The sequence below is a fragment of the Marseilla massiliensis genome (assembly GCF_016899955.1).
In the GTDB taxonomy this organism is placed as follows: Bacteria; Bacteroidota; Bacteroidia; order Bacteroidales; family Bacteroidaceae; genus Prevotella; species Prevotella intestinigallinarum.
This window is the reverse complement of sequence record NZ_JACJJL010000003.1, coordinates 149,406-174,188: the sequence shown is the minus strand read 5'-3', so window position 1 is coordinate 174,188 and position 24,783 is coordinate 149,406. Positions and strand designations below refer to the sequence as shown.

The 24,783-nt window shown below is 53.1% G+C and carries 21 protein-coding genes; 8 read left to right on the top strand and 13 right to left on the bottom strand.

Features of this window, described 5'->3' with window-relative positions:
* Nucleotides 1–51 precede the first annotated feature (51 nt).
* Nucleotides 52–879 (top strand): 4-(cytidine 5'-diphospho)-2-C-methyl-D-erythritol kinase, encoded by an 828-nt coding sequence (ispE, locus tag H6B30_RS02890; RefSeq protein ID WP_205107724.1) that lies wholly within the window; start codon nucleotides 52–54, stop codon nucleotides 877–879.
* 256 nt (nucleotides 880–1,135) lie between these two features.
* Here the strand turns inward: ispE and H6B30_RS02885 are convergent, their stop codons facing one another.
* Nucleotides 1,136–2,044, bottom strand: a complete 909-nt coding sequence (locus H6B30_RS02885; RefSeq protein WP_205107722.1) for a glucosaminidase domain-containing protein — start codon at nucleotides 2,042–2,044, stop codon at nucleotides 1,136–1,138.
* Between the two features lie 89 nt (nucleotides 2,045–2,133).
* Here H6B30_RS02885 and H6B30_RS02880 point away from each other — a divergent pair, with 89 nt between their 5' ends.
* Nucleotides 2,134–2,610 (top strand): cytidine deaminase, encoded by a 477-nt coding sequence (locus tag H6B30_RS02880; protein WP_205107720.1) that lies wholly within the window; start codon nucleotides 2,134–2,136, stop codon nucleotides 2,608–2,610.
* On the opposite strand, the gene H6B30_RS02875 is transcribed toward H6B30_RS02880, so the two are convergent.
* The 8 genes from H6B30_RS02875 to H6B30_RS02840 form a co-directional block, all read right to left on the bottom strand.
* The gene (locus tag H6B30_RS02875; protein WP_239483465.1) at nucleotides 2,591–4,039 is read right to left on the bottom strand and encodes a right-handed parallel beta-helix repeat-containing protein; all 1,449 of its coding nucleotides are present in this window, start codon (nucleotides 4,037–4,039) and stop codon (nucleotides 2,591–2,593) included. The two genes, H6B30_RS02880 and H6B30_RS02875, sit on opposite strands and share 20 nt — an antisense overlap.
* Before the next feature lie 74 nt (nucleotides 4,040–4,113).
* Nucleotides 4,114–4,677: an NADH peroxidase gene (locus H6B30_RS02870; RefSeq protein ID WP_205107718.1), complete on the bottom strand. Its 564-nt coding sequence runs from the start codon at nucleotides 4,675–4,677 to the stop codon at nucleotides 4,114–4,116.
* Nucleotides 4,678–4,763: 86 nt separating this feature from the next.
* Nucleotides 4,764–5,774, bottom strand: coding sequence for a rhamnogalacturonan acetylesterase (locus tag H6B30_RS02865; protein ID WP_205107716.1), 1,011 nt, complete (start codon nucleotides 5,772–5,774; stop codon nucleotides 4,764–4,766).
* A gap of 69 nt (nucleotides 5,775–5,843) precedes the next feature.
* Nucleotides 5,844–7,211, bottom strand: a complete 1,368-nt coding sequence (gene hisS, locus H6B30_RS02860) for a histidine--tRNA ligase (protein WP_205107714.1) — start codon at nucleotides 7,209–7,211, stop codon at nucleotides 5,844–5,846.
* On the bottom strand, nucleotides 7,211–8,482 hold the full coding sequence (locus H6B30_RS02855) for an adenylosuccinate synthase (protein WP_205107712.1): 1,272 nt from the start codon (nucleotides 8,480–8,482) through the stop codon (nucleotides 7,211–7,213). Before H6B30_RS02855 ends, hisS begins: the two co-directional genes overlap by 1 nt.
* Nucleotides 8,469–8,978 (bottom strand): Fur family transcriptional regulator, encoded by a 510-nt coding sequence (locus H6B30_RS02850; RefSeq protein ID WP_205107710.1) that lies wholly within the window; start codon nucleotides 8,976–8,978, stop codon nucleotides 8,469–8,471. Before H6B30_RS02850 ends, H6B30_RS02855 begins: the two co-directional genes overlap by 14 nt.
* Nucleotides 8,979–9,251: 273 nt before the next feature.
* Nucleotides 9,252–10,838 (bottom strand): hemin receptor, encoded by a 1,587-nt coding sequence (locus H6B30_RS02845; protein WP_205107708.1) that lies wholly within the window; start codon nucleotides 10,836–10,838, stop codon nucleotides 9,252–9,254.
* Nucleotides 10,839–10,881: 43 nt separating this feature from the next.
* Nucleotides 10,882–11,685, bottom strand: a complete 804-nt coding sequence (locus tag H6B30_RS02840) for a hypothetical protein (protein WP_239483463.1) — start codon at nucleotides 11,683–11,685, stop codon at nucleotides 10,882–10,884.
* Between the two features lie 147 nt (nucleotides 11,686–11,832).
* On the opposite strand from H6B30_RS02840, the gene prmA reads away from it, so the two are divergent.
* Nucleotides 11,833–12,690, top strand: a complete 858-nt coding sequence (prmA, locus tag H6B30_RS02835; RefSeq protein WP_205107706.1) for a 50S ribosomal protein L11 methyltransferase — start codon at nucleotides 11,833–11,835, stop codon at nucleotides 12,688–12,690.
* A 318-nt stretch (nucleotides 12,691–13,008) separates the two neighbouring features.
* On the opposite strand, the gene H6B30_RS02830 is transcribed toward prmA, so the two are convergent.
* A complete protein-coding gene (locus H6B30_RS02830; protein ID WP_205107704.1) occupies nucleotides 13,009–13,914 on the bottom strand; it encodes a glycoside hydrolase family 25 protein in 906 nt (301 codons plus the stop codon).
* 100 nt (nucleotides 13,915–14,014) lie between these two features.
* A complete protein-coding gene (locus H6B30_RS02825) occupies nucleotides 14,015–15,658 on the bottom strand; it encodes a diphosphate--fructose-6-phosphate 1-phosphotransferase (protein ID WP_205107702.1) in 1,644 nt (547 codons plus the stop codon).
* A gap of 221 nt (nucleotides 15,659–15,879) precedes the next feature.
* On the opposite strand from H6B30_RS02825, the gene H6B30_RS02820 reads away from it, so the two are divergent.
* Genes H6B30_RS02820 through nudC form a run of 5 tightly spaced genes read left to right on the top strand, consistent with a single transcriptional unit; the run spans nucleotide 15,880 to nucleotide 22,154 of the window.
* Nucleotides 15,880–16,134: a hypothetical protein gene (locus H6B30_RS02820; protein WP_317236395.1), complete on the top strand. Its 255-nt coding sequence runs from the start codon at nucleotides 15,880–15,882 to the stop codon at nucleotides 16,132–16,134.
* Nucleotides 16,135–16,147: 13 nt separating this feature from the next.
* Nucleotides 16,148–16,702 carry a 1-acyl-sn-glycerol-3-phosphate acyltransferase gene (locus H6B30_RS02815; RefSeq protein ID WP_205107700.1) on the top strand — a complete coding sequence of 185 codons (555 nt, stop codon included), beginning with the start codon at nucleotides 16,148–16,150 and terminating at the stop codon, nucleotides 16,700–16,702.
* A gap of 6 nt (nucleotides 16,703–16,708) precedes the next feature.
* Nucleotides 16,709–19,609 (top strand): golvesin C-terminal-like domain-containing protein, encoded by a 2,901-nt coding sequence (locus tag H6B30_RS02810; protein ID WP_205107698.1) that lies wholly within the window; start codon nucleotides 16,709–16,711, stop codon nucleotides 19,607–19,609.
* Between the two features lie 11 nt (nucleotides 19,610–19,620).
* Nucleotides 19,621–21,306: a bifunctional metallophosphatase/5'-nucleotidase gene (locus H6B30_RS02805; protein WP_205107696.1), complete on the top strand. Its 1,686-nt coding sequence runs from the start codon at nucleotides 19,621–19,623 to the stop codon at nucleotides 21,304–21,306.
* A gap of 56 nt (nucleotides 21,307–21,362) precedes the next feature.
* Nucleotides 21,363–22,154 (top strand): NAD(+) diphosphatase, encoded by a 792-nt coding sequence (gene nudC / locus H6B30_RS02800; RefSeq protein WP_205107694.1) that lies wholly within the window; start codon nucleotides 21,363–21,365, stop codon nucleotides 22,152–22,154.
* Nucleotides 22,155–22,649: 495 nt separating this feature from the next.
* Here the strand turns inward: nudC and H6B30_RS02795 are convergent, their stop codons facing one another.
* Both H6B30_RS02795 and H6B30_RS02790 read right to left on the bottom strand, forming a co-directional pair.
* Complete coding sequence (locus H6B30_RS02795) at nucleotides 22,650–23,450, bottom strand: DUF4738 domain-containing protein (RefSeq protein WP_205107692.1); 801 nt, start codon at nucleotides 23,448–23,450, stop codon at nucleotides 22,650–22,652.
* Nucleotides 23,451–23,460: 10 nt separating this feature from the next.
* A complete protein-coding gene (locus H6B30_RS02790; protein ID WP_205107690.1) occupies nucleotides 23,461–24,777 on the bottom strand; it encodes a UDP-glucose dehydrogenase family protein in 1,317 nt (438 codons plus the stop codon).
* Between the last annotated feature and the right edge of the window lie 6 nt (nucleotides 24,778–24,783).

Here is a 24,783-nt window from a genome sequence, read left to right as displayed (position 1 = left end):
TATTGGCATGGAGCATTATCAGGTTTCACTTTTTTTTTGTAAGTTTGCAGCATGATAGATTTCCCGATAGCAAAAATCAACCTGGGGTTAAACATCGTCAGACGGCGTGCAGACGGCTACCATGACCTGGAAACCGTATTCTACCCCATCCCGCTGAAAGACGCGCTGGAAGTGCAAACGATGGACGAGGGGTTCCCGTCGGCCACCGACTGCGACATAAAAGTGACTAACATAAACATCGAAGGCAACGAACAAGACAACCTGGTGGTGAGAGCCTACAACCTGATAAAAGAGCGTTACGACCTGCCGCGCATACACACCCACCTTTACAAAGGCATCCCTACGCAGGCAGGCATGGGAGGCGGGTCGAGCGATTGCGCATTCATGATAAAACTGCTCGACAGGATGTTTGCCCTCGGCATGGGCGACACTGAAATGAAAGACTATGCCACAAGGCTCGGGGCCGACTGCCCGTTTTTCCTGATGGGGGTGCCGGCATACGCCGAAGGCATAGGCGAAAAGCTCGAGCCGATAGACCTCAGCCTGGAAGGACTGACCATAGGCATTGTCTGTCCGCACATACCAATATCAACGAAAGAGGCTTTTTCGCGCATAAAGCCCAGGCAGACAGAAGTGAAATGCAGGGAAATAGTGATGCAACCGATAGAAACGTGGCGCTCGAGGCTCTCAAACGATTTTGAAGAGGGGGTGTTTGCCCTGCATCCGGAAATTGGCCTCATTAAGCAAAAGCTATACGAGCTCGGCGCAGTATATGCCTCGATGAGCGGCAGCGGCAGCAGCGTGTTCGGCCTGTTCCGCAACCCTGTCGACTTGGCAGGCCTGTTCGGCGACGCATTTGTATATACGGCCAAATTGTGAAGGCTGGCTGCCACAAGGGCATAATGAGGCACGACAAGGCTGTGGATTGCACCCATGGGCCGGCGGCGGCGACACGCACGGGCTGGCACGACGGGCCTTACAGCTAAAAACGGCGACGCACCACAACGGTCTCTGCATGAGAAACCATCATGCGGTGCACCGCCGGAAAACGCCGCGAAGCAACAGCAACCGAAACCATCGGGCCGACATCATGACGCAGGGCCGGCCACCCATGGCGCACGCCGCCGCAACTCGGCTAATTCAACAGCAAGCCGTCGCCGGGCTTTATCTGATAGTCGGGCGAGAGGCGGTTCATCTTGTACAGATACTTTATGCGTATGCCATACAACTGGGCTATGCTATACATCGACTCGCCCGGGCGCACATAGTGTATGCGCCCCCTGAACTCCTTGGGCACGCGCTTCTTTTTCTTCTTCAGATAAACAATGTCGCCTTCAGAAAGCACGGCATCGCGGTCGAGCTCGTTGTATTTGGCCAACGAACGGGCAGACACGTCAAGCTCTTCGGCAAGGCTGTTGAACGTGTCGCCACGGCGCACCTTTATGTAGTAATTGTCGTTGAATGCATATATGGCGTGCAGTATGCCGTTGACAGCCTGGTCTTTGGCGTGGCGGGCAAAGAACTTGTCGTAGCTCTTGGCCGTGTCGTAACGGTAAAGCCCGTAGAGCTCGATGATGTTGATAAGCCGGTTGGCATACTGCGGATTGGTGGCATAGCCGGCAGCCTTCAAACCGCGCGCCCACCCTTTGTAGTCGGTTATCTTGAGCCTGAAAAGATTGCTGTAGCGCCGCCCGTTGGCCAAAAACTTTGAGTGGTCTTCGTAGCTCTCGTATACATTCTTATAAGCCCTGAAGCACTCGTTTGGCGCATCGTCGGTATGATATGTCTTTGCCCCACGCCAACCGTGGCACTTTATGCCAAAATGATTGTTGCCGCGGCGGGCCAACTCGCTCTTGCCGGCGCCCGATTCAAAGACCCCTTGAGCAAGCGTTATGCTGGCAGGGATGCGGTATTTCATCATCTGCTCAATGGCCAAATCCTTATATTGGTCAAAATATTGTTGGTAGCTCTGGTTCCACTTCATCTGTGCCATCATCGACACTGAAAGAGAAAGCATAAGCAGAGTGATAAATCGACGTTTCATATAAAGAACTATATTTTCGTGCAAAAATACTCAAAACAATCCATTTACTACAGCATTTTTATTAAATTTGCGACAAAATTAGGATTATTATGGAAGAAAGAGTACTCAAATCGACAATAAAGGTCTGCCAGACAAACGAGCTGTCGGAAAGCGAGCAGCACCTTGTTTCACTGGCCATCAAAGCCACCGAAAACGCTTATTCGCCATATTCGCATTTCAGCGTGGGCAGCGCCGTCTTGCTGGAGAACGGCAAGGAGATAACAGGCTGCAACCAGGAGAACGCTGCTTTCCCCGTAACGATATGCGCCGAACGCTCGGCCCTGTTTGCCGCCGGGGCTCAATACCCCTCAACACCGGTCGTGGCCATTGCCATAGCCGCGCGCAACGCCGACGGACTGCTGGCCGAGCCGGTGACGCCTTGCGGCAGTTGCAGGCAGGCGCTGGTGGAAACCGAATTCAGGCATAAGCGCAAAATACGCATACTGCTCTATGGCACCAGCCACGTGTATGTGATAGACGGAATCAACACGCTGATGCCGCTGTCGTTCACCGACGACCAGATGTAGCACCCTCACGCCCGAAATACTGATAGCATCCCACGTCAGGTGCCTGCCCGCGCTCACGCCCGTCACGGTCGAGCGGACAGGCATCGATGGATTTTGCACGCCCGCGCGCTGTTGAAAGCGAGTCGAGGTGGAAGTCGTAATACAGGTTGTCGGTGTCTATGTTGACAAAATGGTCGGTGCCTTGGACGGTGTCCTCGGGCACTTCAAAAACCACATTGACAAACTTTTCAAGCAATAGTGAGTCGCCGATTGGTGGCGTGCGCAGTATGCAATCGTAAAACCGGTAATTGAACGCAACGAGCGTGTCGCCCGTTTCGCCCATCATCTCGTCGCTTGCATAGCCGGTGACGAGCGAATTGCAGCATTCCATCTGGTGCAACGGATAGTCGGCCTCGCCATACCTGTTGGCGAAGCGCAAAGCCACGCCACGCTGGGCATCAAACGGATAAAACTGGGCAAGGGTGCAATACAAGACAGACGCCTTGCCGCCATAGATGGCCATGCAATCGCCAAGGGTGTTGGTTATCTGGCAGTTTTCGGCCTTTATGTATGCATTGTATGCCTTGATGCCTGCCCCTCTGCAATTGTGTATAGTAACATTGGCCAACGAAAGGCGCGGCGAAATGGAGTCGTAAGCCGCAGAATCGCACACTATGCCGTCGGTGGCACTGTGTATGTCGGCATAGGCAATGGTGTTGCCCGTAGACGAAGGACGGAACCGTATGCCCTGCCACTGCCCGCTCACGCGGTCGTAAGGCAGGTAATCAAACATTCGGTCGGTTCGGTCGCCGCGCAACACGACGTCGTTGCCGGCCGACCCGCTTATCACCAGACGCCCGTAGACATCGATTCCGGCATCAGAATGAAAATAGAGCTTGGTCGGGGCGGTGACCGTTAGCGTGGCGCCGCTGTCAACCGTCAGCCCGCCATACACCACGACAGGCTTCGACGAGGCTATAGTTGTGTCACGGCTTATCACAACGTTGCGGCACAGAAGGGCATCCCATGAATACGCACGCAAGTTGACGCGCTGCTCAGTGCCGCTCTCAAGGGTGAAAACGAGGTTGTCTTCCACCAGCTGGGGGTCGGAAGAGTTGGTAAGCGACGACGTGAGTTCAACAAAAACACGTATGCTGTCGCCCCCCCTTACCTCAAGGTCGCGCACAAGGCTGCCCATGGAGTTGTCGAGATATGTGCCGTCTACATTCACGCGGAAACCGCTCTGGTTGCCACGGGCAAGGCGCACCTGGCTGAGCCGCAGGCCATCATCGTTGTGATTATATACCCAAAAGGTGTATGTAGACGTTGGCACGGTACTGAAAACCGTATCCATCGACACCGTATCCTTAGAGAAACTGAGGATTGACGACGGGTTGGTAGTGAACGAGTCGTTGTCGTCGCACGAGGCGAACACAACGAAAACCAACATGATATGACAGAAAAATAATAGCCGTTTCATCATAATGATAAAACGGCTATTACTGTTATTTATTGTTCTGTGGCTTATTTCTTCTCGCCGAAATAACGCTCGTAGAGGCCGATGAAGCCTGCGCAGTGGCGTGCCTCGTCCTTTGCCATCTCGTGAACGGTGTCATGAGTGGCGTCCATGCCGGCAGCCTTGGCGTTCTTGGCAATGCGGAACTTGTCTTCGCAAGCGCCCTTCTCGGCTGCAATACGGGCTTGCAGGTTGCTCTTGGTGTCCTTCAGGACATCTCCCAGCAGCTCGGCAAACTTGGAAGCGTGCTCTGCCTCTTCGAATGCATAGCGTTTGTAAGCCTCAGCTATCTCGGGATAGCCTTCGCGGTCTGCCTGACGGCTCATGGCCAGATACATGCCTACCTCGCCACACTCGCCGTTGAAATGGGCCTCGAGGTCCTTTATCATCTCTTCGGTTGCACCCTCCTTGCGGGCTGCGCCAAGCACGTGCATTGTGGCAAACGTGGCCTGACCGTCGTCAGAGAGCTCAACAAACTTAGATGCGGGAGCCTTGCAAATGGGGCACTGCTCGGGTGCTGCCTCGCCCTCGTAGATGTAACCACATACGGAGCAAATAAACTTCTTCTTCATAATTGTATTTGTTTAGTTATTTATCCTATGCAAAGTTAGTCATAAATAATTACCCGTGCAAATATTAAACACGCATTAATATTATTTTATTCTTTCCACTTTGCGCCGTCACGCAGTATGAACTTGACCTTCTTGCCTTCAGGAATGTTTGGCTTCTCCCATTCTCCGGGGAACAGCTGTATGGTGGTTTTCTTCCCCTCGGGAGCTTTGTCAACGGCCTCTTGTACGCTGAAATAATCGCCTACACCGTTTGATGCCACAGAAATGTCATAATTCAAAAGGTGCCTCTTCAACGCGGGCACTTCCTTGGTCACGGCGTCTGCCAGCAAGCGGGCAACCACATGGGCGCCGTAAACATTGTAATGGGTGTTGTCCTGGCGGCCTTTCGGAACAGAAGGCTCTTCGCCGGGATAGAACCACATGTGAAGTTTCTTTGAGTCTTCGCGGCCAAGGCCCTGCTCCAAGTCATGCGTTATCTTATTTGCGTCGACAAAAGCCACGCCCATTTCCTTGGCAACATTCATTGGCGCAATACGGTAATCGCCGTGTGTGTCTACCAGTATGTCGCCCTCGTCTTCGGGCTTCTGGCCCTTGGTCATGCCTGTGGTGTTACGCAAAGCCTCATCATCGTCGTTCTTGGGGGGCTCTTTCATGAAGTTACGGCGCACGACGCAATTGAACAATACAGGTATTCCTCCTTTGTCGCGGGTCTCCCTCACAAACTTGCGGAGGTTTTCGTCGAATGTCGACCCGGGCTCTGTATGCCTGTCGGGCTTGGGCTTTTCGTCGTTATGACCGAATTGGATAAACACGTAATCACCCGGTTTTATCTTTTCGACCACTTTCTGCCACCGGCCCTCATCTATGAAACTCTTCGACGAACGCCCGTTGACGGCGTGATTGTCAACCCTTATCCCGTCGTCAAAATAACATGGAAGGGCCATCCCCCAGCCACGTTCAAGGTTGCCGTTCTTCAAGCTCTTGTTTGCCATGGTAGAGTCGCCAATCATGAAAATGGTGACTACGCCGTCTCTCTTGAATGCAGACAACACAAAGACCATGATGGCTGCATAAATCAAAATCCTTAGTTTTTTCATCTGTCTTAGTATTTAGTAAAAGTAAAGATAGCGGCCCGCCCACCGGCAGGCCGCATTGTCAATAAGCAATCAAATGCCTTTTATTTGGCTCACAAGCTCTTCGCAGTCAACCAGTCGCTGGTCGCCTGTGGCCATGTCGCGCAAAGTCACCTTGCCTTCCGCAATCTCATTGTCGCCTGCCAAGGCCACGAAACGGATGCCTTTGGCATTGGCGTAGGCCATCTGTTTCTTCATCTTGGCTGCATCGGGGAACAGTTCGGTCCTTATGCCGGCGTTACGCGCTGCTGCCACCAAAGGCAGGCAATAATCCACCTCGGCATCGCCGAAATTGATAAACAGCAACTGCGTGCCGTTCACAGCGTCGTCGGGATACAGCTCCAGGGCGTTGAGGACATCAAAGATACGGTCTGCCCCGAAAGAGATTCCGACACCACTGAGGCCCGGCATGCCAAATATGCCGGTCAGGTTGTCATAGCGTCCGCCGCCGGTTATGCTGCCCATGGGTATGTCAAGGGCCTTAACCTCGAATATGGCACCCGTATAATAGTTCAAGCCGCGGGCCAGGGTGAGGTCAAGGTCGATGCAATTCTTCAGGCCGGCAGCCTTCAGTGAGTTGAGTATGAACCTGGTCTCGTCTACGCCTTTCATGCCGGTCTCGCTTCCGGAGAGCAGTCCGGCAATGACGTCGAGCTTTTCCTCGTTGGTCCCTTTCATGTTGATTATGGGCTGAAGCTTGTCGATTGCCTCTTCAGAAATGCCGTCGGCGCGAAGCTCCGCGTTGACGTTGTCGATGCCAATCTTGTCCAGTTTGTCGATAGCAACGGTAATGTCAACAATCTTGTCGGCCTCGCCGATAACTTCGGCTATGCCGGACAGTATCTTGCGGTTGTTGATTTTTATCGCCACCCTGATGCCGAAGCGACAGAAAACCGTATCTACTATCTGCATCAGCTCAACCTCGTTGAGCAGTGAATCGCTGCCGACGACATCGGCATCACATTGATAGAACTCACGGTAACGGCCTTTCTGTGGGCGGTCGGCACGCCATACTGGCTGAATCTGGTAGCGCTTAAAGGGCAGCTGAAGCTCGTCGCGGTGCATGACGACATACCTTGCGAAAGGCACGGTAAGGTCGTAACGCAAGCCTTTCTCACACAGCCTTGAAGCCATGTGCAGCGAATTGCGCTCACAAAGTTCCTCGTCTGTCACCTTGCTCAGATAGTCGCCGCTGTTCAATACCTTGAACAACAGTTTGTCACCTTCCTCCCCGTATTTGCCCATTAGGGTCTGGAGGGTTTCCATGGCAGGCGTCTCTATCTGCTGATAACCATAGAGCGAAAACACCGAACGTATGGTGTCGAATATATAATTGCGCTTGGCCATCTCCACAGGAGAGAAGTCGCGTGTGCCTTTAGGTATGCTTGGTTTTTGTGCCATCACTCTCTTACTATTGTCTGCTCCCTGTCGGGGCCTATTGAAATAATCTTTATCGGTGTCTCGAGCTCTGCTTCAAGGAATGCGACATATTCGCGGAACTCCCTCGGGAACTCGTCTTCGGAAGTAAACTTCGTCATGTCTGTCTTCCAGCCGCGCATCTCCTTGTATACCGGCTCTATGCCTTCCTCAATGTTGTACGGGAAATAATCAATCTGCTTACCGTTCTGCCTGTATGCCACACAAGCCTTGATTGTGTCGAAACCGTCGAGCACATCGCTCTTCATCATGATGAGCTGGGTAACGCCATTCACCATGATTGCATACTTCAACGCCACCAAGTCAATCCAGCCACAGCGGCGCTCGCGCCCTGTAACGGCCCCATACTCATGGCCGAGCTGGCGAATTGTGTCGCCTACCTCGTCGAAAAGCTCCGTGGGGAACGGGCCTGCCCCAACGCGGGTGCAGTAAGCCTTCATAATGCCATACACGTCGCCGACCTTGTTCGGGCCTATGCCGAGACCGGTGCATGCACCTCCGCAAATTGTGTTTGAAGACGTAACAAAGGGGTATGAGCCGAAATCGACGTCGAGCATCGTGCCCTGCGCTCCCTCGCACAGGATGCTCTTGCCCTCGCGCAGCAGACCGTTCACCTCGTGTTCAGAGTCGACTATCTGGAAGTTACGCAAGTAATCGATGCCCTTCATCCAGTTTTTCTCAACCTCGGTGATGTCATACTCATATCCCATAGACTTCAGGATAGACTCATGTCGGGCCTTGCATGCATTATACTTCTGGTCGAAGTTCTCGAAAATATCACCCACCCTGAGACCGTTGCGGGATATCTTGTCGGTATAAGTGGGCCCGATGCCTTTGCCAGTAGTGCCAACCTTGCTCTTGCCTTTGGCTGCCTCGTAAGCGGCGTCGAGCACACGGTGCGTAGGCATTATAAGGTGGGCTTTCTTTGAAATGTGCAAATGGTTGCGCAGGTCGTGACCGCTTGCCTCGAGAGCCATTGCCTCCTCCATAAACAAGTCTGGAGCAAGAACAACGCCATTGCCTATAATGTTAACCTTGCCTCCCTGGAAGATGCCTGAAGGTATGCTACGCAATACGTACTTCTGCCCTTCAAACTCCAATGTGTGGCCAGCGTTGGGGCCACCCTGGAAGCGTGCAACCACATCATATTGAGGTGTAAGCACGTCGACCACCTTCCCTTTTCCTTCATCGCCCCACTGCAAGCCCAGCAGGACATCAACTTTACCCTTGTTCATTATTCTTGTCTTTATGTGATTTCTGTTTTGTCTCATTGGCTTTCTTACGCTTCATCCGGGCCAGGCAGGAACTGCACACCCCGTAGATGTAAAGCGAATAACCGTCTTTGCGAAACCTCTTCAAGTGCAGGTTGTTGATGGCAAGGCTCACCTCAGGGAGCTTTATCTCAACCACCTTGCCGCATATTGTGCACACCTGATGGCTGTGGCTGCCGTTGTTGTAACAGGCCTCGTATTTGGTTGAACCCTGGAACCTGTGGCGCAACACGAGCCGCAACTCCATGAACAGCCGCAACGTGTTGTAGAGCGTGCCGCGACTTACTGGGAAATGGCACTCGTCGCTCAGCTTTGCACTTAGCTCGTCGAGAGTGAAGTGTCCGTTGATGCTGTATATGGCATCAAGTATCGCATAACGCTCGGGAGTCTTGCGATAGTTGTTCAGTTCCAGGTACTCTGTCAATATCTGGTGTACAGATGCTTTTGCGCCTTCCTTCATTTCACCATACAGTCATAAACCGCACAAAGTTACACAAAATCGCCGAAACGAACGAATAAATGACAAGAAATGCCACAATAATGTTTCACACGAGGCGCCACGAAGCCAGCATGCAGCAAGCTAGCCGGCCGGTCGGCAGCCTTTCTTTGACACACAGAGCCACGGCATCGACCATGATGCCGTGGCTCTGTCGTGTCCATGTGGCTTTCAGCCCGCTGTGGCTGCAATCAAGCCGCATGCCCCTCACCATCCATAAGGCACGAGGCTGTGTCATCAGAAAGCATATCCCATGGTGAAGAGCACCTGGTGGCGCTTGTTGCTAACGTCGGTCGACGAGGCCAGGTTTCTCTCACCGTCGGGCATGGCGGCCGAGCCGAAGTCGGTAAACGGATGGAAATCGCCGTTCTGGACGGAATACTGATAAGCCACGTCGAACGAGAACTTCTTCACACTGTAGCCCAAGCCGCAGGTAATGCGGTTTGTTGCCTTCCAGTTTGTATAGTCGGTCGACGAGGTGTAGTAAGTGCCCGGCGAATCAACAGTGTAGTCCTTGTAGCCATTCTTGTTGTACATAGGCGACACGTAGTTGTAACCAAGCCTTATGGCCAGGGCGGCGTCGGGCTTAAACTCCAAGCCGACCTTGAGCGTGCTCACGCCTTTCAGTGTGCGGTCTGTATGCGAATTCATGGCCTTGTCGCTGCTGCTGCTCTCGTAATAGTCGCCATAATACCAGTCGTAACCGCCTCCGTCGTTTATCCTCGTGTCAAGTTTGCCATAGTTGGCATAATCATAGCTTGCTCCCACGGCGAGATAGTTGCCAAACGTTGTACCGAGGCTCAGGCCGAACTTCCACGGGGTGTAGAGCTTGAAATCGTAAGCCTCGTCGCTCGTACCAGAGTCATACTCACCCAGGTCGGTATTGTTTGCCAAGACCGTATGGCTGCGAGTAGACAGGTCATACCACGTAGGTGTCGACGCCGAAATGCCAATCCTGAACGGAGAATTCTCTATTGGCCTGAATATCATGCCAAACTTTATGTTGAAACCCGTGCCCGATATTATTCGCTCATCGCCTATGGCTACGCTCCCAACCGGAGTGCCTTCGCTGGAGACGAGGTTTTCTGAATACTCGCTGTAGCCGTTGTAGTTTACGTCATGAATGCCTACGGTAAGGCCGAGATACAGCCGGTCGTCGATGTTGCCGCTGATGTTGAAGTCGTATTCGCCAATGTAACCGCTGCTTGCCCGGTTGAACGCATACGCAGTGGCGTCGTTGTATCCATACGACGGCACCCCATCCTCGTCGTGGGTTGTAAGGAACGCATTGTAATAAAGGTAGTCGACAGAGTTGAACATGTTGTTGTCACCCACCAGGTCACCTTTGTCGTTGGGCCCTACGGAAAACAGTCCGCCGGCTCCCTTGAGGTAAGAGAGCTTGTTTTGCGAAGCCCCCGAGAGCACGTTGGCAGCCGAAAGAATCTGGTTGAAATTAGTGCTCTTGTGATAATTGAACGCAAAATTGACAAACGACTTCCTACCGTTGCGCATCGAATAAACGAACCCCACCTGGTCGAAGCTCATGTTTGTCTTGTTTGCATTGTCAAAGTCTCTGGCATCTTGCTGCGACACGAAGCCAAAGGATATCTTGGCCTGCGAGTGGCGGAAGAGCCCTATGCCGGCCGGATTGGTGCCTATGGTCGACAGGTCGGCCCCAAGGGCGTCCAAAGCGCCGCCCATTCCAACGTAGCGGGCAGTGCCGTTAAGGTCTTCTGTGGCTATGCGCGCATTCTCGTAAGTCTCTTGGGCGGTGGCCGAAGCTGCCGCCACCAAGGCCACAAGCATCAATATCTTTCTATCCATAATAAATCCTTTTACGAAAAAACAATACTAAATATTTACTCAATCACCTGCGTCCGCGGAACCCTCCGCCTCCGCCACGGCTGCCGCCACCACCACGGCTGCCACTGAAACTGCCGCTGCTGCGGCTGCCGCCAAACGAGCTGCCGCTACTGTACGACGGCCTGCGCGTGGTTGTCGTGGTCACCCTGTTCGACGAGCGGTTGCCGCTGAAGTTGGTCGATGGCCGGCGGCTCGTGCTCACAGTGTTGCCGCGGTTGCCCCTGTAGCCCCGGAAGCCGTTGCCTCCCGACAAACGTCCGCCTCTGCTGACATATCCGTGGTTTGACGTGCCGGTGATTCCGCGGTAAGGCCGGTAATATGAGCCGGCATACCAGTAGTGGTGATGCGGGTACCAACTATAGTAATGCCACGGGTAATGATACCATCCGGAATAATACCACGGCGAATACCAGTAACCGTAATACCACGGATCGTTCCACCACCACGAGTCCCAGCGGCCGTCGTTGTAGCCGGCCCAGTAAGGCTCGAACCACGAGTAGTCGTCGAAACGGCTCATCTGCCGCGTGCACTCATAGTCACGCAGGCTGTCGGGGTAAACGCCAACAGTGCCGTCGAAGTCGATTATGTCGTTGCCAGCAGAGTCTATCTGCTGCACATAAGTGCCCTGCCTGTTATACTCATCGACATCACGCTGACTGCCTATATAGTACGTGGGAGCGGGCTCTTCCGCCACTTCGCTAACAGGAGCGTCGGCAGACTCTGACGGCACGAAATACATGTCATCTTGGGCTGCGACACTGACCGGGATCGCGAATGATACGGCCAATAACATTGCCAGCTTGTTCATATACAACCTCCTTTTCTTTTTTTGACTATCATATTGCGCTACAAAGTTACTTGTTCTTTCTATGCAAAAATACGGAAAAAACCTAAACCCATGTAGGGATTCGCCTATTTTTTGTATTTTTGCAAGCCAAATTAACATCAATACATCATGAAATACTACGAAGTTGAGTTTAAGATAACAGCTCCCGCCGATGCCATGCAAGACGCGCGCGACCTTATCGCGGCCCTTGCGGGCGACGAAGGCTTCGAGGCTTTCGAAGAAACCTACTGCGGGACAAGGGGCTATGTGCAGACCGGGGCATTCGATGGCGGCGCCATCGACAGGCTTGTAGAGGACTTCCCGATGGACGGTGTGAAGATTGCCTACACCATCAGGGATGCCGAATACAAAGACTGGAACGAGCAATGGGAGGAAAACGGCTTTGAGCCGATAACCATTGGCAGCCGCTGCTGCATACACGACGGGCGACATCTGCCCCAAAGCCACTTCGACATTACCATTGAGATTAACGCCCGCCTGGCGTTCGGCACAGGCACTCACGAGACCACGAGGATGATGGTGGCATGCCTGCTTGACGCCAGGCTCGAAGGCAAGGCCATGCTCGACTGCGGATGCGGCACCGGCATACTGGCCATCACTGCATTGAAGTTGGGCGCGGCACGTGCCGTGGGTTACGACATCGACGAATGGAGCGTTGACAACGCACGCCACAACTCTGAGGCCAACAACGTTGGCGGAAGGTTTACTGCCATGCAGGGCGACGCCAATGTGCTTGACACGGTTGACGGAGAGTTTGACGTGGTGGCTGCCAACATAAACCGCAACATACTGCTTGCAGACATGCCTCGTTTTTTCTCGAAGATGAAGAAGGGCGGCCTGCTCATGCTTAGTGGTTTCTATACTGAAGACGCCCGATTGATATCGACACGCGCTGCGGAGCTCGGACTGAAGCAGGCTGGTGCAGCCAGCGACAACGGATGGGCTTGCATGGTGTTTGAAAGATAGCCCGCAGGCTAACGGCGGCCATCAGGCAGCATGCACCAAACGGCGCTATGGCCTGCCCCGATGTCTAGATTTATCTTCCACTTTGACGCTGGCAGGCAACTACCTGAGTGGCAGCACGTTGCAAAACCGTATGTTTTGGGTTGCCATACGGCCCGTTTCACAATGCGGAACAGGCCGTATGGCAACGCTAAAAGGGCCATTTAGTGACCAGATGTGCACTAAACAGCCGAAAAAGGCAAAACTTGTCGGGATTGTTTATCACCGCAAACACCCACAGACAACAGCCGCTGCAAAGAGCTGCCCGACCGCCCGAGGATGTCAGTCGTACCACGAATCGTCTTCTTCGTCGTCCTGATTGCCTATCGTCAGGCGCAGCAAGTCATAGTAACTGCCGTTGTATATGTCAAAGTCAACATAGCCCTTTATGCCCGGCAGGCGACCGCAGTCGGTGTGCTGCCAGAACTTCCACTTGCCCTTATACTCCACCTTGTCTACATAGTAGTGTGCAATCCAATATGGGTAAGCGTCGAACACCGAGTCGCTCAGGTAAGCCATCTTGAACTTATAGTATGTATATATGATTGGCTTTACCCCGTAATGCCTCTCAACCAAGCGCAGCCAGGTGAGCACGCTCTCCTTGAACTCCTCGGTTGTCTGCGTTTTGGGCTTGCGCTCCACGTCGAGCACCGGCGGCAAGTCGCCCTCCTCAAGCTGCACGTTGCTCAGGAAATACTCGGCCTGTGCCCTCCCCGACGACGTGGTGCTCCAGAAATGGTAAGCCCCTCTGACAAAGCCATATTCGCGGGCCTGATGAAAATTCTCCTTGAAACGCCTGTCGAGGTTGCTTGCTCCCTCGGTCGCCTTTATCATGACAAAGCGCACCGGGTACTTGTCTATCATGCCGTTGTTCCTTAGCACCTCCCAGTCAATCTCGCCCTGGTGGTGGCTTATGTCTATGCCGTGTATCTCGTAGCCTTCGGGATAAGAGGCGTCGCCATACAACGCTCGCCACCTGAAGCCGAAAGGACTGACAAAAAAGTAGTAGAAAGCCCAGACGTATGCCCCCACAATCAAGCCTCCGCCGATGAGCCACGCCCACCCCGGCAGCTTACGAAACAACCACGAATACAGCGACCGGGGCTTCGACCTCCTGCGCGAACTGCCTGATGCAGGCCTACGGACAGGACGCTGCCGCCCCTTGCGGCGTGAATTTGTTGACGGCATACTGACTGGCTATAGCATTATTAAGCAAACATCACACATTGCTTTTATGCAACTTGCGTACATAAAAACAACATGTGATGTCATGATTATACAGAATGCATTATTTCACGTGCTCCAAAGCAAGGGTCTTTGTGGGCTGGTCGCACACTTCGCTCGGGCCCCAATACTGTATAGGGCCGGGGTAAACGTAGCATGTTTCCTTTGCCCACCTGTCGCGGCAGCCCACGAACGTCTTGAACGGATTGCCATCGAGGTCTACCAGCGCCTTGCGTATCACAGGCTTCATCTTGCCGTTGCGACGCTCCATGTTCATCATCATGGTGATTGGCACGCCTCCGGCCACCCACTCTTCTGCCGGGCGGGTTGTGTTCTTCACGATGGCCATGTAGCCCGTCTTGCCGTTGGCAATGAGCTGAGCGGCGCTCGTTCCGAGTGCATAGCAGTAGTCGGCGTCGAAGTTTGAGGGCGCAGCGCAACGGCCTTCGTATCCGAAGAAGTGGTGCTGTGCGGCAAAGTTGCCCACAAACTTGCCTTCAGCCTTCCATTTCTCGAGTTTTGCGGCGCACATGTCTGAAAGCAGCTTCTCTGTCTCGATGAGCGAAACCTGAACGTTTCCGTGCGGGTCGCGGTCAAGCGAGAGCTGACGGGCAACGTCGGCGGGAAGCGTCTCGAATGTAGCGGCGTTCTCCTTGGAGAGATGGGCGATGATGTATTCACGCTGCGCGTCTGCATCCAGGTCCTTATACTCGGCACCGTGGGCGGCCAGCAAGTCGTTGAGCTCCTGGATCAACCTGCCGATGGCGGGTATGAACTCTATCAGGCCCTCGGGAACAATGACCGTTCCGAAGTGGTTGCCCTGCGATGCACGGAATGCAATCACCTGGCAAAGGTTGTCTACAATCTGGTTGAGGGTCATGTCGTTCTTCTCCACCTCCTCTGAAATGATGCACACGTTGGGCTGGCACTGCAGGGCGCACTCAAGCGCGATGTGGCTTGCGCTGCGGCCCATCACCTTGATGAAATGCCAGTATTTACGTGCCGAGTTGCAGTCGCGCTCTATGTTTCCAATCAATTCAGAGTAAGTCTTGGTGGCTGTGTCGAATCCGAACGATGTCTCTATCTGCTCGTTCTTGAGGTCGCCGTCGATGGTCTTCGGGCAACCAATCACTTGCACGCCGCAGTTCTTGGCCGCATAGTACTCGGCAAGCACGCATGCGTTGGTGTTTGAGTCGTCACCACCGATTATCACGAGGGCCTTGATGTCAAGCTCACGGAGTATCTCAAGACCTTTCTCAAACTGCTCTTCCTCCTCGAGCTTCGTGCGCCCAGAGCCAATCATGTCGAAACCGCCGGTGTTGCGGTAGTCGTCAACAATCTCCTTGGTCAGCTCCATGTAGTCGTGCTCCACCAAGCCATTGGGCCCCAAGATGAAACCGTACAGGCGGTTTTCCGGGTTTAGTTTCTTAATCTGGTCAAACAGCCCAGTTATCACATTGTGTCCGCCGGGGGCCTGGCCGCCGCTGAGAATCACGCCTACGTTAATCCTCTTGTTGTTCGGTTCATCACTTTCAACGAACTCGACAACCGGCATACCATATGTATTGGGAAACAAGTTCTTTATCTCTTCCTGGTTATCCACGCTCTGTGTAGGAGCGCCCTCCTTAACTTTTACTGCTCCGTTAAGAGCCTTCGGCAACTTTGGCTGGTATGCAGCTCTCTCTTTCTGCAAAGCACTTTTTTCCATATTTAAATTGTTTACGAAATGATATGTATCCTTTTTCGATGTGCAAAAGTAAGCAATAATAATCAGAATCACTTTGCGAATAGTTGCCAATAACGATATTTTAATATTTTTTTCATAGAAAACCATTGCACGTAGAGATAAAAACAGTATCTTTGACGAAAGAAAGAATAACTGGACTAATTAAGCAAGGAGGAAACACAATCATGCCAAACAAAAGAACATTGAAAAGAGAAATCAAGCAGACTTGCCTGGACATCTTCGCAGAATGCGTTGCAGTATCTTTGTACGGAACCCCAAAAGAGAAAGAATGTGCAGAGGCGCTGATGCACACCCTGATAAAGACAGAGAGCGATTTCATAAGCCGTATTTCCCATCCGGAACCCGGTTTGCCCGCCAAAGCATACTTCAACGACTTGGTCAACAAGTTCAACGAGCAAATCTCTGAAATCATCAACCAAATAAAAATCTCGGAATAAGAGTGCCATTGAAATGCTGAAATCACTTTGCCGCTGGATATTATTCAAGCGCATGGGGTGGACAACCAATGTTACAGAGGCACACCCCGACAAATTTATAATATGCTTGGCACCGCACACAAGTAATTGGGATTTTATAATTGGTTTGCTGTATTCACGTGCTGAAGGCCTGAAGAGCAACTTTCTGATGAAGAAAGAATGGTTCTTTTGGCCTTTAGGGTGTTTTTTCAGGAAAATAGGCGGCATACCCGTATGGCGCAGCAAGCACACAAACATGACAGACAACCTGGCCAAGACTGCGGCCGAATCTGCAACATTCCAACTCTGCATCACCCCGGAAGGCACTCGCTCGGCCACGGCCGAATGGAAAAAAGGGTTCTATTACATTGCCGCAAAAGCCAACATGCCGATACTGCTGTACGGAATCGACTATAAGAAAAAACTAATAGAATGCACGCGAACAATAATGCCTGACGGCGACATCGACAGGCAGATGCGCGAAATCAAACTGTATTTCAAACGCTTCGAGGGCCTGAAGCCGGAAAACTTCACCACGGGCGACATATAGAGACAAATGGATATCCGATATACTTCCATAGCCATGGCATTGCTCATGGCCGCGGCTGGATTTGCCCAAACGGCCGAACAAGAGCGGAAAATGGCACAAAAGCTTGAGGCATATTTCACAAAGTACAAGCCAAAGAAGCAAGAGTTGGCGCAAGCTCCGAAGATGCTCAGCTACAAGGTCGACAACAACAAGAAGACGTTGGTAATCAATGCCGACGGCACTTTTGCCGCACAGGAGTTCTCTGAGGAGACAACCGCCGACATATACAAGCGCGTCAGGAAAGCCATACCGAAGCCGTACAGGAAATACGCCATAACCATCATAACCAACGGGATGGCCATTGAAGACCTGGTTCCGCACAGGATAATAAGGAAACCTGGCAAAATAAACCTATGGGGAGACATCGATTACGACGGGAAACCATGGGTGAGCAACGCCTCTTCGCCTATAGAGCCGACCCACGGGCTACAGAACAGGCACATCTCTTTGTGGGCTAGCCATGGCCGATACTTTGACTCCGACAAGGGCAAATGGAAATGGCAACGCCCCAAACTGTTCGGAACGACCGAAGACCTGTTTACCCCCACCATCGTCATACCTTACCTCATACCGATGCTCGAGAACGCCGGCGCCATTGTGTTTACGCCACGCGAACGCGACATGCAGAAGCATGAGGTCATTGTAGACAACGATGACAGGCAACAGGGGACACGGTACATCGAAGTCAACTCGAAGCACGAGTGGCACAACACAGGCGACAAGGGGTTCGCATCGCACAATGGCACGTATACCGACGGCGAGAATCCGTTTGTTGCCGGGACGGCTCGCATGGCCCAAGCCACGGGAAGCAAGAAAAGATACAGCATCATATCATACCAGCCCAACTTCCCGGCAGAAGGGCGATATGCCGTGTACGTAAGCTACCAGACACTGGAAAACAGCGTCGACGACGCAAGGTATACAGTATGGCACAAAGGTGAGAAGACCGAATTCCGAGTCAACCAACAGATGGGCGGAGGCACTTGGGTCTACTTGGGCACGTTTGATTTCGATGCAGGCAGCGACGAGTTCAACCGCGTTGTGCTTACAAACCAAAGCTCGCGCCGCGGTGTCGTGACTGCAGACGCCGTGCGCTTTGGCGGCGGCATGGGCAACATTGAGCGCGGGGGACAGACGAGCGGCTTGCCACGGAGCATGGAAGGAGCACGCTACTATGCCCAATGGGCCGGCATGCCATACACGGTCTACAGTTCGCGCAATGGCACAAACGACTATGCCGACGACATAAACGTGAGGTCGTTCATGACCAATTACCTTGGCGGAGGCTCATGCTACATGCCCACAACCGACGGAAAGAAGGTGCCGTTCGAGCTTTCGTTGGCAATACACAGCGACGCCGGGTACGCCAAAGACGGCGTGGGGCTCATCGGCTCGCTCGCCATCTGCACGACAAGGTTCAACGGCGGCAGGCTAAATGCAGGCATATCACGCTTAGCCTCACGCGACCTGGCCGAGGCATTGCTTACGAACACCACGCGCGACCTGCAATACAAATACGGCAGTTGGAGCAAGCGCGACCTGCTCGACAAGAACTATTCGGAAACCAGGGTGCCCGGAGTGCCAAGCGCAATACTTGAAACAATGTCGCACCAGAACTTTCCCGACATGCGCTACGGGCAAGACCCAAACTTCAAGTTCACCCTTGCCCGTTCCATATACAAGACCATCCTGCGCTATATATCAGAACAACACGGCCGCCCCTACGCCGTGACGCCACTGACACCGCAGAACTTCAGCATCGAAGTGTCGGGCAAAGGCGAAGCCACACTGAGATGGCAGCCGGTAGACGACCCGCAGGAAGCCACGTCACACCCCACGGGCTACATAGTGTACACAAGCTACGGGCACAGTGACTTCGACAACGGCACATACATCAGAGGCAAGAACAGCCACACTGTGAAGCTCGACCCTGGCGTGCTCTACAGTTTCCGCGTGGCGGCAGTGACGCGCGGCGGCAAGAGCTTCCCAACCGAAGTGCTGTGCGCCATGTACAACCCCGGGGCAGAAAAAAGCATACTTATCGTCAACGGATTCCAGCGCCTGGCCTCGCCTGCCGTACGCGACAACGCCGAGGAACAAGGCTTTGACTTCGACGCCGACCCGGGCGTGACGCTCGGAAGCACCGGGGGCTGGGTGGGCCGGCAGGTCTGCTTCGACCGCGACAAGATGGGCATTGAAGACGAAAGCGGCCTTGGCTGGAGCAACGACGACTTCAGCGGGATGGTAATGGCGGGCAACGACATGGACTATGTGCGTTGCCATGCCGAGGCAATGATGGCAAACAAACGCTACAACATTGCAAGCTGCTCTGACGAAGCCGTCGAAAGCGGAAGCGTAAACCTGTCACACTACCAGATGGTAGACCTTATACTGGGACTGGAGCGCAACGACGGGCACAGCCTGAAATACTACAAGACGTTCTCGACCATGATGCAAAGCCAGCTGAAAGACTATACCGCGCGCGGCGGAGCGGTGTTGGTCAGCGGAGCATACATGGGCAGCGACATGCAAAAACCGGCAGAACAGCAGTTTCTGGCCGACATACTGAAATTCCAATACACAGGCAACAGCCGCACGCGCGGTGGCTCGGTCTACGGGCTCAGCACCACGATGCAGATATACGACACGCTAAACGAGCAACACTACTGCGTGGCCTCGCCCGAAGTGCTGCGTCCCATCTGGCCGGCATTTGCCGCCATGCGCTATCCCGACGGGCGCGATGCGGGGGTTGCCTACCGCGGTGCCGACTACCGTTCGTTTGCCATGGGCTTCCCGCTTGAATGCATAAAAGACGCCGAAAAGCGGCAGTCGATAATGCAAGGCATACTCAACTTCTTGCTCGAATGACAGTTGCGGACATGACAAACGAAGAAACTATCAACCTGAAAATCATCGCCACAAGCGACGTGCATGGCTTCTTCCTGCCATACGACTTCATCGAACAGCGCCCCACCCCGGGCTCTTTGGCCAGGGTTTGCTCTTATGTCAAGAAGGAAAGGGCCAAGTATGGCAGCAACCTGATACTCATTGACAATGGCGACATACTGCAAGGGCAGCCAATATGCAACTATTTCAACTCGATAAAGCCACAGTCAACGAACATTGCTTCGCAAATGCTCAACTACCTGGGATACGATGCTTGCACCATTGGCAACCACGACATAGAAACCGGCCACGGCGTATATGACAAATGGGCTGGCGAAACCAATTGCCCGGTCGTAGCGGCAAACATCATTGACACAGCAAGCGGCAAGCCGTATTTCAAGCCATACACCATGATTGAAAGGCAGGGCATAAGGATTGCCATTCTCGGAATGGTGACTCCGGCGGTACCCAACTGGCTCAACGAGAGCCTGTGGAGTGGCATGCGCTTCGAGAGCATAGCCGACTCGGCCAGCAAATGGGTGAAGCTGATCAGGGAAAAGGAAGCCCCCGACCTGACCATCGGACTGTTTCACAGTGGATGGAACGGAGGCATAAGCACCACCCACTGCAATGAAGACGAGGTTGAACGGGTGGCCCACCAGGTGGAAGGCATCGACGTGATTTTCTTTGGACACGACCACACAACAAGGCAGGCTACAATTTGCAACGGTGACAACAGCAGTGTGGTTTGCCTCAACCCCTCGTGCGACGCAAGGGCCGTGGCCTCGGCGGAAATTAAGGTTGAGAAGGCCGGCAACAAAATCTCAGGCAAGAGGATAACCGGCGGAATTGTCGACATAACCCATGAACGCGCCGACGTTGGCTTTGAAATGCATTTCCGACAAGCCCGGGACGAGACAAACGACTTTTGCCGCCGGCGCATCGGACTGATTGAAAGCAGCATCAACACCAACGACTGTTTCTTCGGGTGTGCGCCATTCACCGACCTGATACACAACTTGCAGCTTGCCATAACGCATGCCGACATATCGTTCAATGCACCATTGTCGTTCAACAGCAAGATTGAAAAAGGCGACATCAGGGTAAGCGACATGTTTAAACTGTACAGATATGAAAACCAAATATATGTAGTCAAGATGACCGGGCGCGAAATAAAAGACTACCTTGAAATGAGCTATGGGCTATGGGTGGGCACTATGGCGTCGGAAGAAGACCACATAATGCTGATGGAAAAGGAGACGAAAGCTGGCAAAGTGAGATACAGGTTCAAAAACCTTACATTCAATTTTGACAGCGCGGCCGGCATAGATTACGATGTGGACGTGACGAAACCTGCCGGTGAAAGGATTAACGTCAAATGCATGTCGGGCGGCGGCATGTTTGACTACAGTGCATGGTACACGGTGGCTATGAACAGCTACCGCGGCAATGGGGGCGGCGAACTGCTGACCAAGGGCGCCGGCATACCCACCACAGAACTGCCCCGGCGCATCGTATGGCAAAGCACCAAAGACCAACGCCAGTGCCTCATGGAGGAAATAGAACGCATGGGCACAATCACGCCAAGGGCCAACAACAACTGGCGCTTTGTGCCCCTGGAATGGGCCGGCCGAGCCATCGAGCGCGACAGGCGCCTCATATCGGGCTCACAGCCATGACGCCCAACCATCTTTGACAATAATCACGAAAGACGAACACAAAACAAAACGAAACGATGAAGCACTATTATTTTGCATTCTACGGCAACGACTTGCTGTTGGAACGACAGGACGACGGAACGTATTCAATACCCTACAGAGAAGAACCGCCTACTGCAACTGACGGAAAGATGGCCATGCTTGACGTAGCATACGCAGACGGCACGACAGCAAAGACATACAGACTGGACTCGCCGGAGACCGGCGACGGAAGGCTTGAACTGTGCGGACTTAAAAAAAGCTACTACAAACTGACTTACGAACTTTACGTGAAGGCCGGCAAATGTGTGGAGCTACTGTATTGGGACGCGCACAACAGGTATTGCGGAATATGCGGGTCTAAAATGGAGAAGCACACGGACATAAGCAAAAAATGCGTGAAATGCGGCAACGAGGTATGGCCACAACTGTCGACGGCAATCATTGTGTTGGTGCACCGCGACAACGATGTGCTGCTGGTTCATGCAAAGAATTTCAAAGGCAACTTCTTCGGACTTGTGGCTGGTTTCGTTGAGACGGGCGAGACGCTTGAGGAGGCCGTGAAACGCGAAGTAATGGAAGAAACTGGCCTGCAAATTAAGAACATACGCTATTTCGGCAGCCAACCATGGCCGTATCCTTGCGGACTGATGGTCGGGTTCAACGCCGACTACGACAGCGGAACGCTTAAACTGCAGCACTCGGAGCTGAGCGCTGGGGCTTGGTTCAACAAATCAGACTTGCCGGAGATACCCGAAAAGCTGTCGATAGCCAGAAAACTCATTGACGCGTGGCTGCAAGAAGACTGCCACGCGGCACAGAATGGCTGACAAGGCTGCAAACGCCACGCAATGACCTGACAGTCACAATCTTACAAAAACGGTCGTTTTGCATTGCAAAACGGCATAAACAACCATGCAGTACGGCCCGTTTGACACAATCAAACGGGCCGTACTGCATGATGACCTGTAGAAAATCACACGACACTCTGCGCGAATTTTCAAGCCAACTCAATGTCTCTTCCATGCTTAACGAGAAAATACCGTTAGCCCGCGGCATCATTACCGGCGCATTTCAGCGCCACCGGCAGCTACAATGCCAGCCAATGCAGCCGCCTTTATTCATGCCAACGAAAGGATATGATTGGGGCTCTAAGCGCCAGTTGGGGCTTAAAACGGCCTAACAACCGTGTAAGCCCGCCCAGCCCAGCAGCCATAAGGCGAATGGCACAGCATCTGTTGCCAATCGGCAAACTGTCTGCGCGGCAACACGGCAACAAGCGCTTTTACGACACTGGCCGGCGGCCGTCGCCCACATACAGGCTATCAGTAGTCTATCACTTCCATGCGCATCTCGCCATCAAACGAGATGACGGCGTCAAGCAGATAGCAACTGGCAGCATCGGGTATGCACAATGTGGCGTCGAAATGAAAACCGTCGGACCCCACACTGCTGTAGTCTATATTGCTCAACACAGCCTGCGACAGGAACCTCTCGGGCACCAAATGGGCAAACATGCTCTTCTTGAAATCGCGCGAATACAGCTGCTCGGCCCCGTGATATACGCTCACATGGATGATTTGGTCGTAATAAACATTGTCGACCTCGACGCCGTCATCATTGTAAGTCTTTCTGATTACCTTGTATTTTGTTGGGTTTATGGCAATGTAACAATGGTAACGCTCACCTCCGTACATCACCACGGTGTCTTTCTTCAACACCTCGGTCAACGAAATCACCTTAAGCTTTTCGTGCACAAAGGCCAATGCGGCATTCGGGTCGGTGCTTTTGGCCAGGCGGATGACGTCGCCTGCCTGGTTGGTAAACCAGAAAGAGTTGGCCGTCTGCTTCTGTATGGGGTAACGCGACGGAGGATTCCCCATGATAAGTGTGTCGCCAACAATCTTGAACGAAGTGGGCATGCTGGTGTCATCAGGGTAAAACACAGAGTCGCCCTCGACCTTGAAAGCCACGCTCTCCGACTCCTCATCTACCCAAATCCCCTGCAGCAAGCCTTTGGCTTCCTTGTCTTCGGCAGGCGTCGCGTCGGGCGACTTTGCGCCCTGACGGCACGACACCATCAGAACACAAACCAAAGCCCAACCCACAACAACATTCCTTAACATGGCATATTGTTTATTTACCAATGCAGTGATACTCTATCCCAAGCTCACTAAGTTCCTCAGAATCAAATATGTTACGGCCGTCTATCACAAGCGGACGGGCCATAGACTTCTTTATCACTTTCCATGCTGGCAACCTGAACTCCTTCCATTCGGTGAGCAAAAGCAGGGCATCGGCATCCAAAGTGGCGTCATACATATCCTTGCAATATGTAACCTTGTCGCCCATTATCCGCCTGCACTCATTCATGGCAACAGGGTCGTAGGCCCTGATATTGCACCCGGCATCGAGCAGTTTCCTTATCATTACCAAGGCGGTGCTCTCGCGCATGTCGTCGGTTTCGGGCTTGAACGCCAGCCCCCACATGGCTATGGTCTTGCCGCCGAGGCCTTGCCCATGGTATGCTTTCTGCAGTTTGTCAAACAAAACCAACTTCTGCTTTTCGTTGACGCGCTCTACTGCTTTCAACACCTCCATTGAATAACCGTAACCGTCGGCCGTCTTTATGAGGGCCTTGACGTCCTTCGGGAAGCAAGACCCGCCGTATCCGCAACCTGCATAAAGGAATTTACGGCCTATGCGCGTGTCAGCCCCTATGCCCGCGCGAACCATGTTGACATCGGCTCCCACCAACTCGCACAGGTTGGCAATGTCGTTCATGAACGAAATACGGGTGGCCAGCATCGAGTTGGCGGCGTATTTGGTCATCTCGGCCGAAGGGATATCCATGAATATGACGCGGAAATTGTTTATTAGGAATGGCTTGTAAAGCTTGGTGAGGATTTTCTTTGCGCGCTCGCTCTCTACGCCAACTACAACACGGTCGGGCGACATGAAGTCCTTGATGGCATTGCCCTCCTTCAGGAACTCGGGGTTGCTGGCCACGTCAAACTCAACGGAGACGCCCCGCTTGTCAAGCTCCGCCTGTATGGCATGGCGCACTTTCCTCGCCGTCCCAACGGGCACGGTGCTCTTGGTCACCACCACCATGTATTTGTTCATGTTCTCTCCGATGGTCTTTGCCACCTGCAAGACATAGTTTAAGTCTGCGCTTCCGTCTTCGTCGGGGGGCGTACCGACAGCCGAGAACACAATTTCCTGCTCATTGAGCACCGAAGCCAAGTCGGTAGTAAACTTCAGCCGGCCGGCCTTGGTGTTCTTCAGCACGAGTTCGTCGAGCCCGGGCTCGTAGATGGGAATCTGCCCGTTTTGCAACGCCCTTATCTTGTCTGCATTTACATCAACACATGTCACGATGGCGCCTGTATCAGCAAAGCAGGCCCCGGACACCAGGCCGACATAGCCGGTTCCAACTATAGCAATGTTCATAATTAT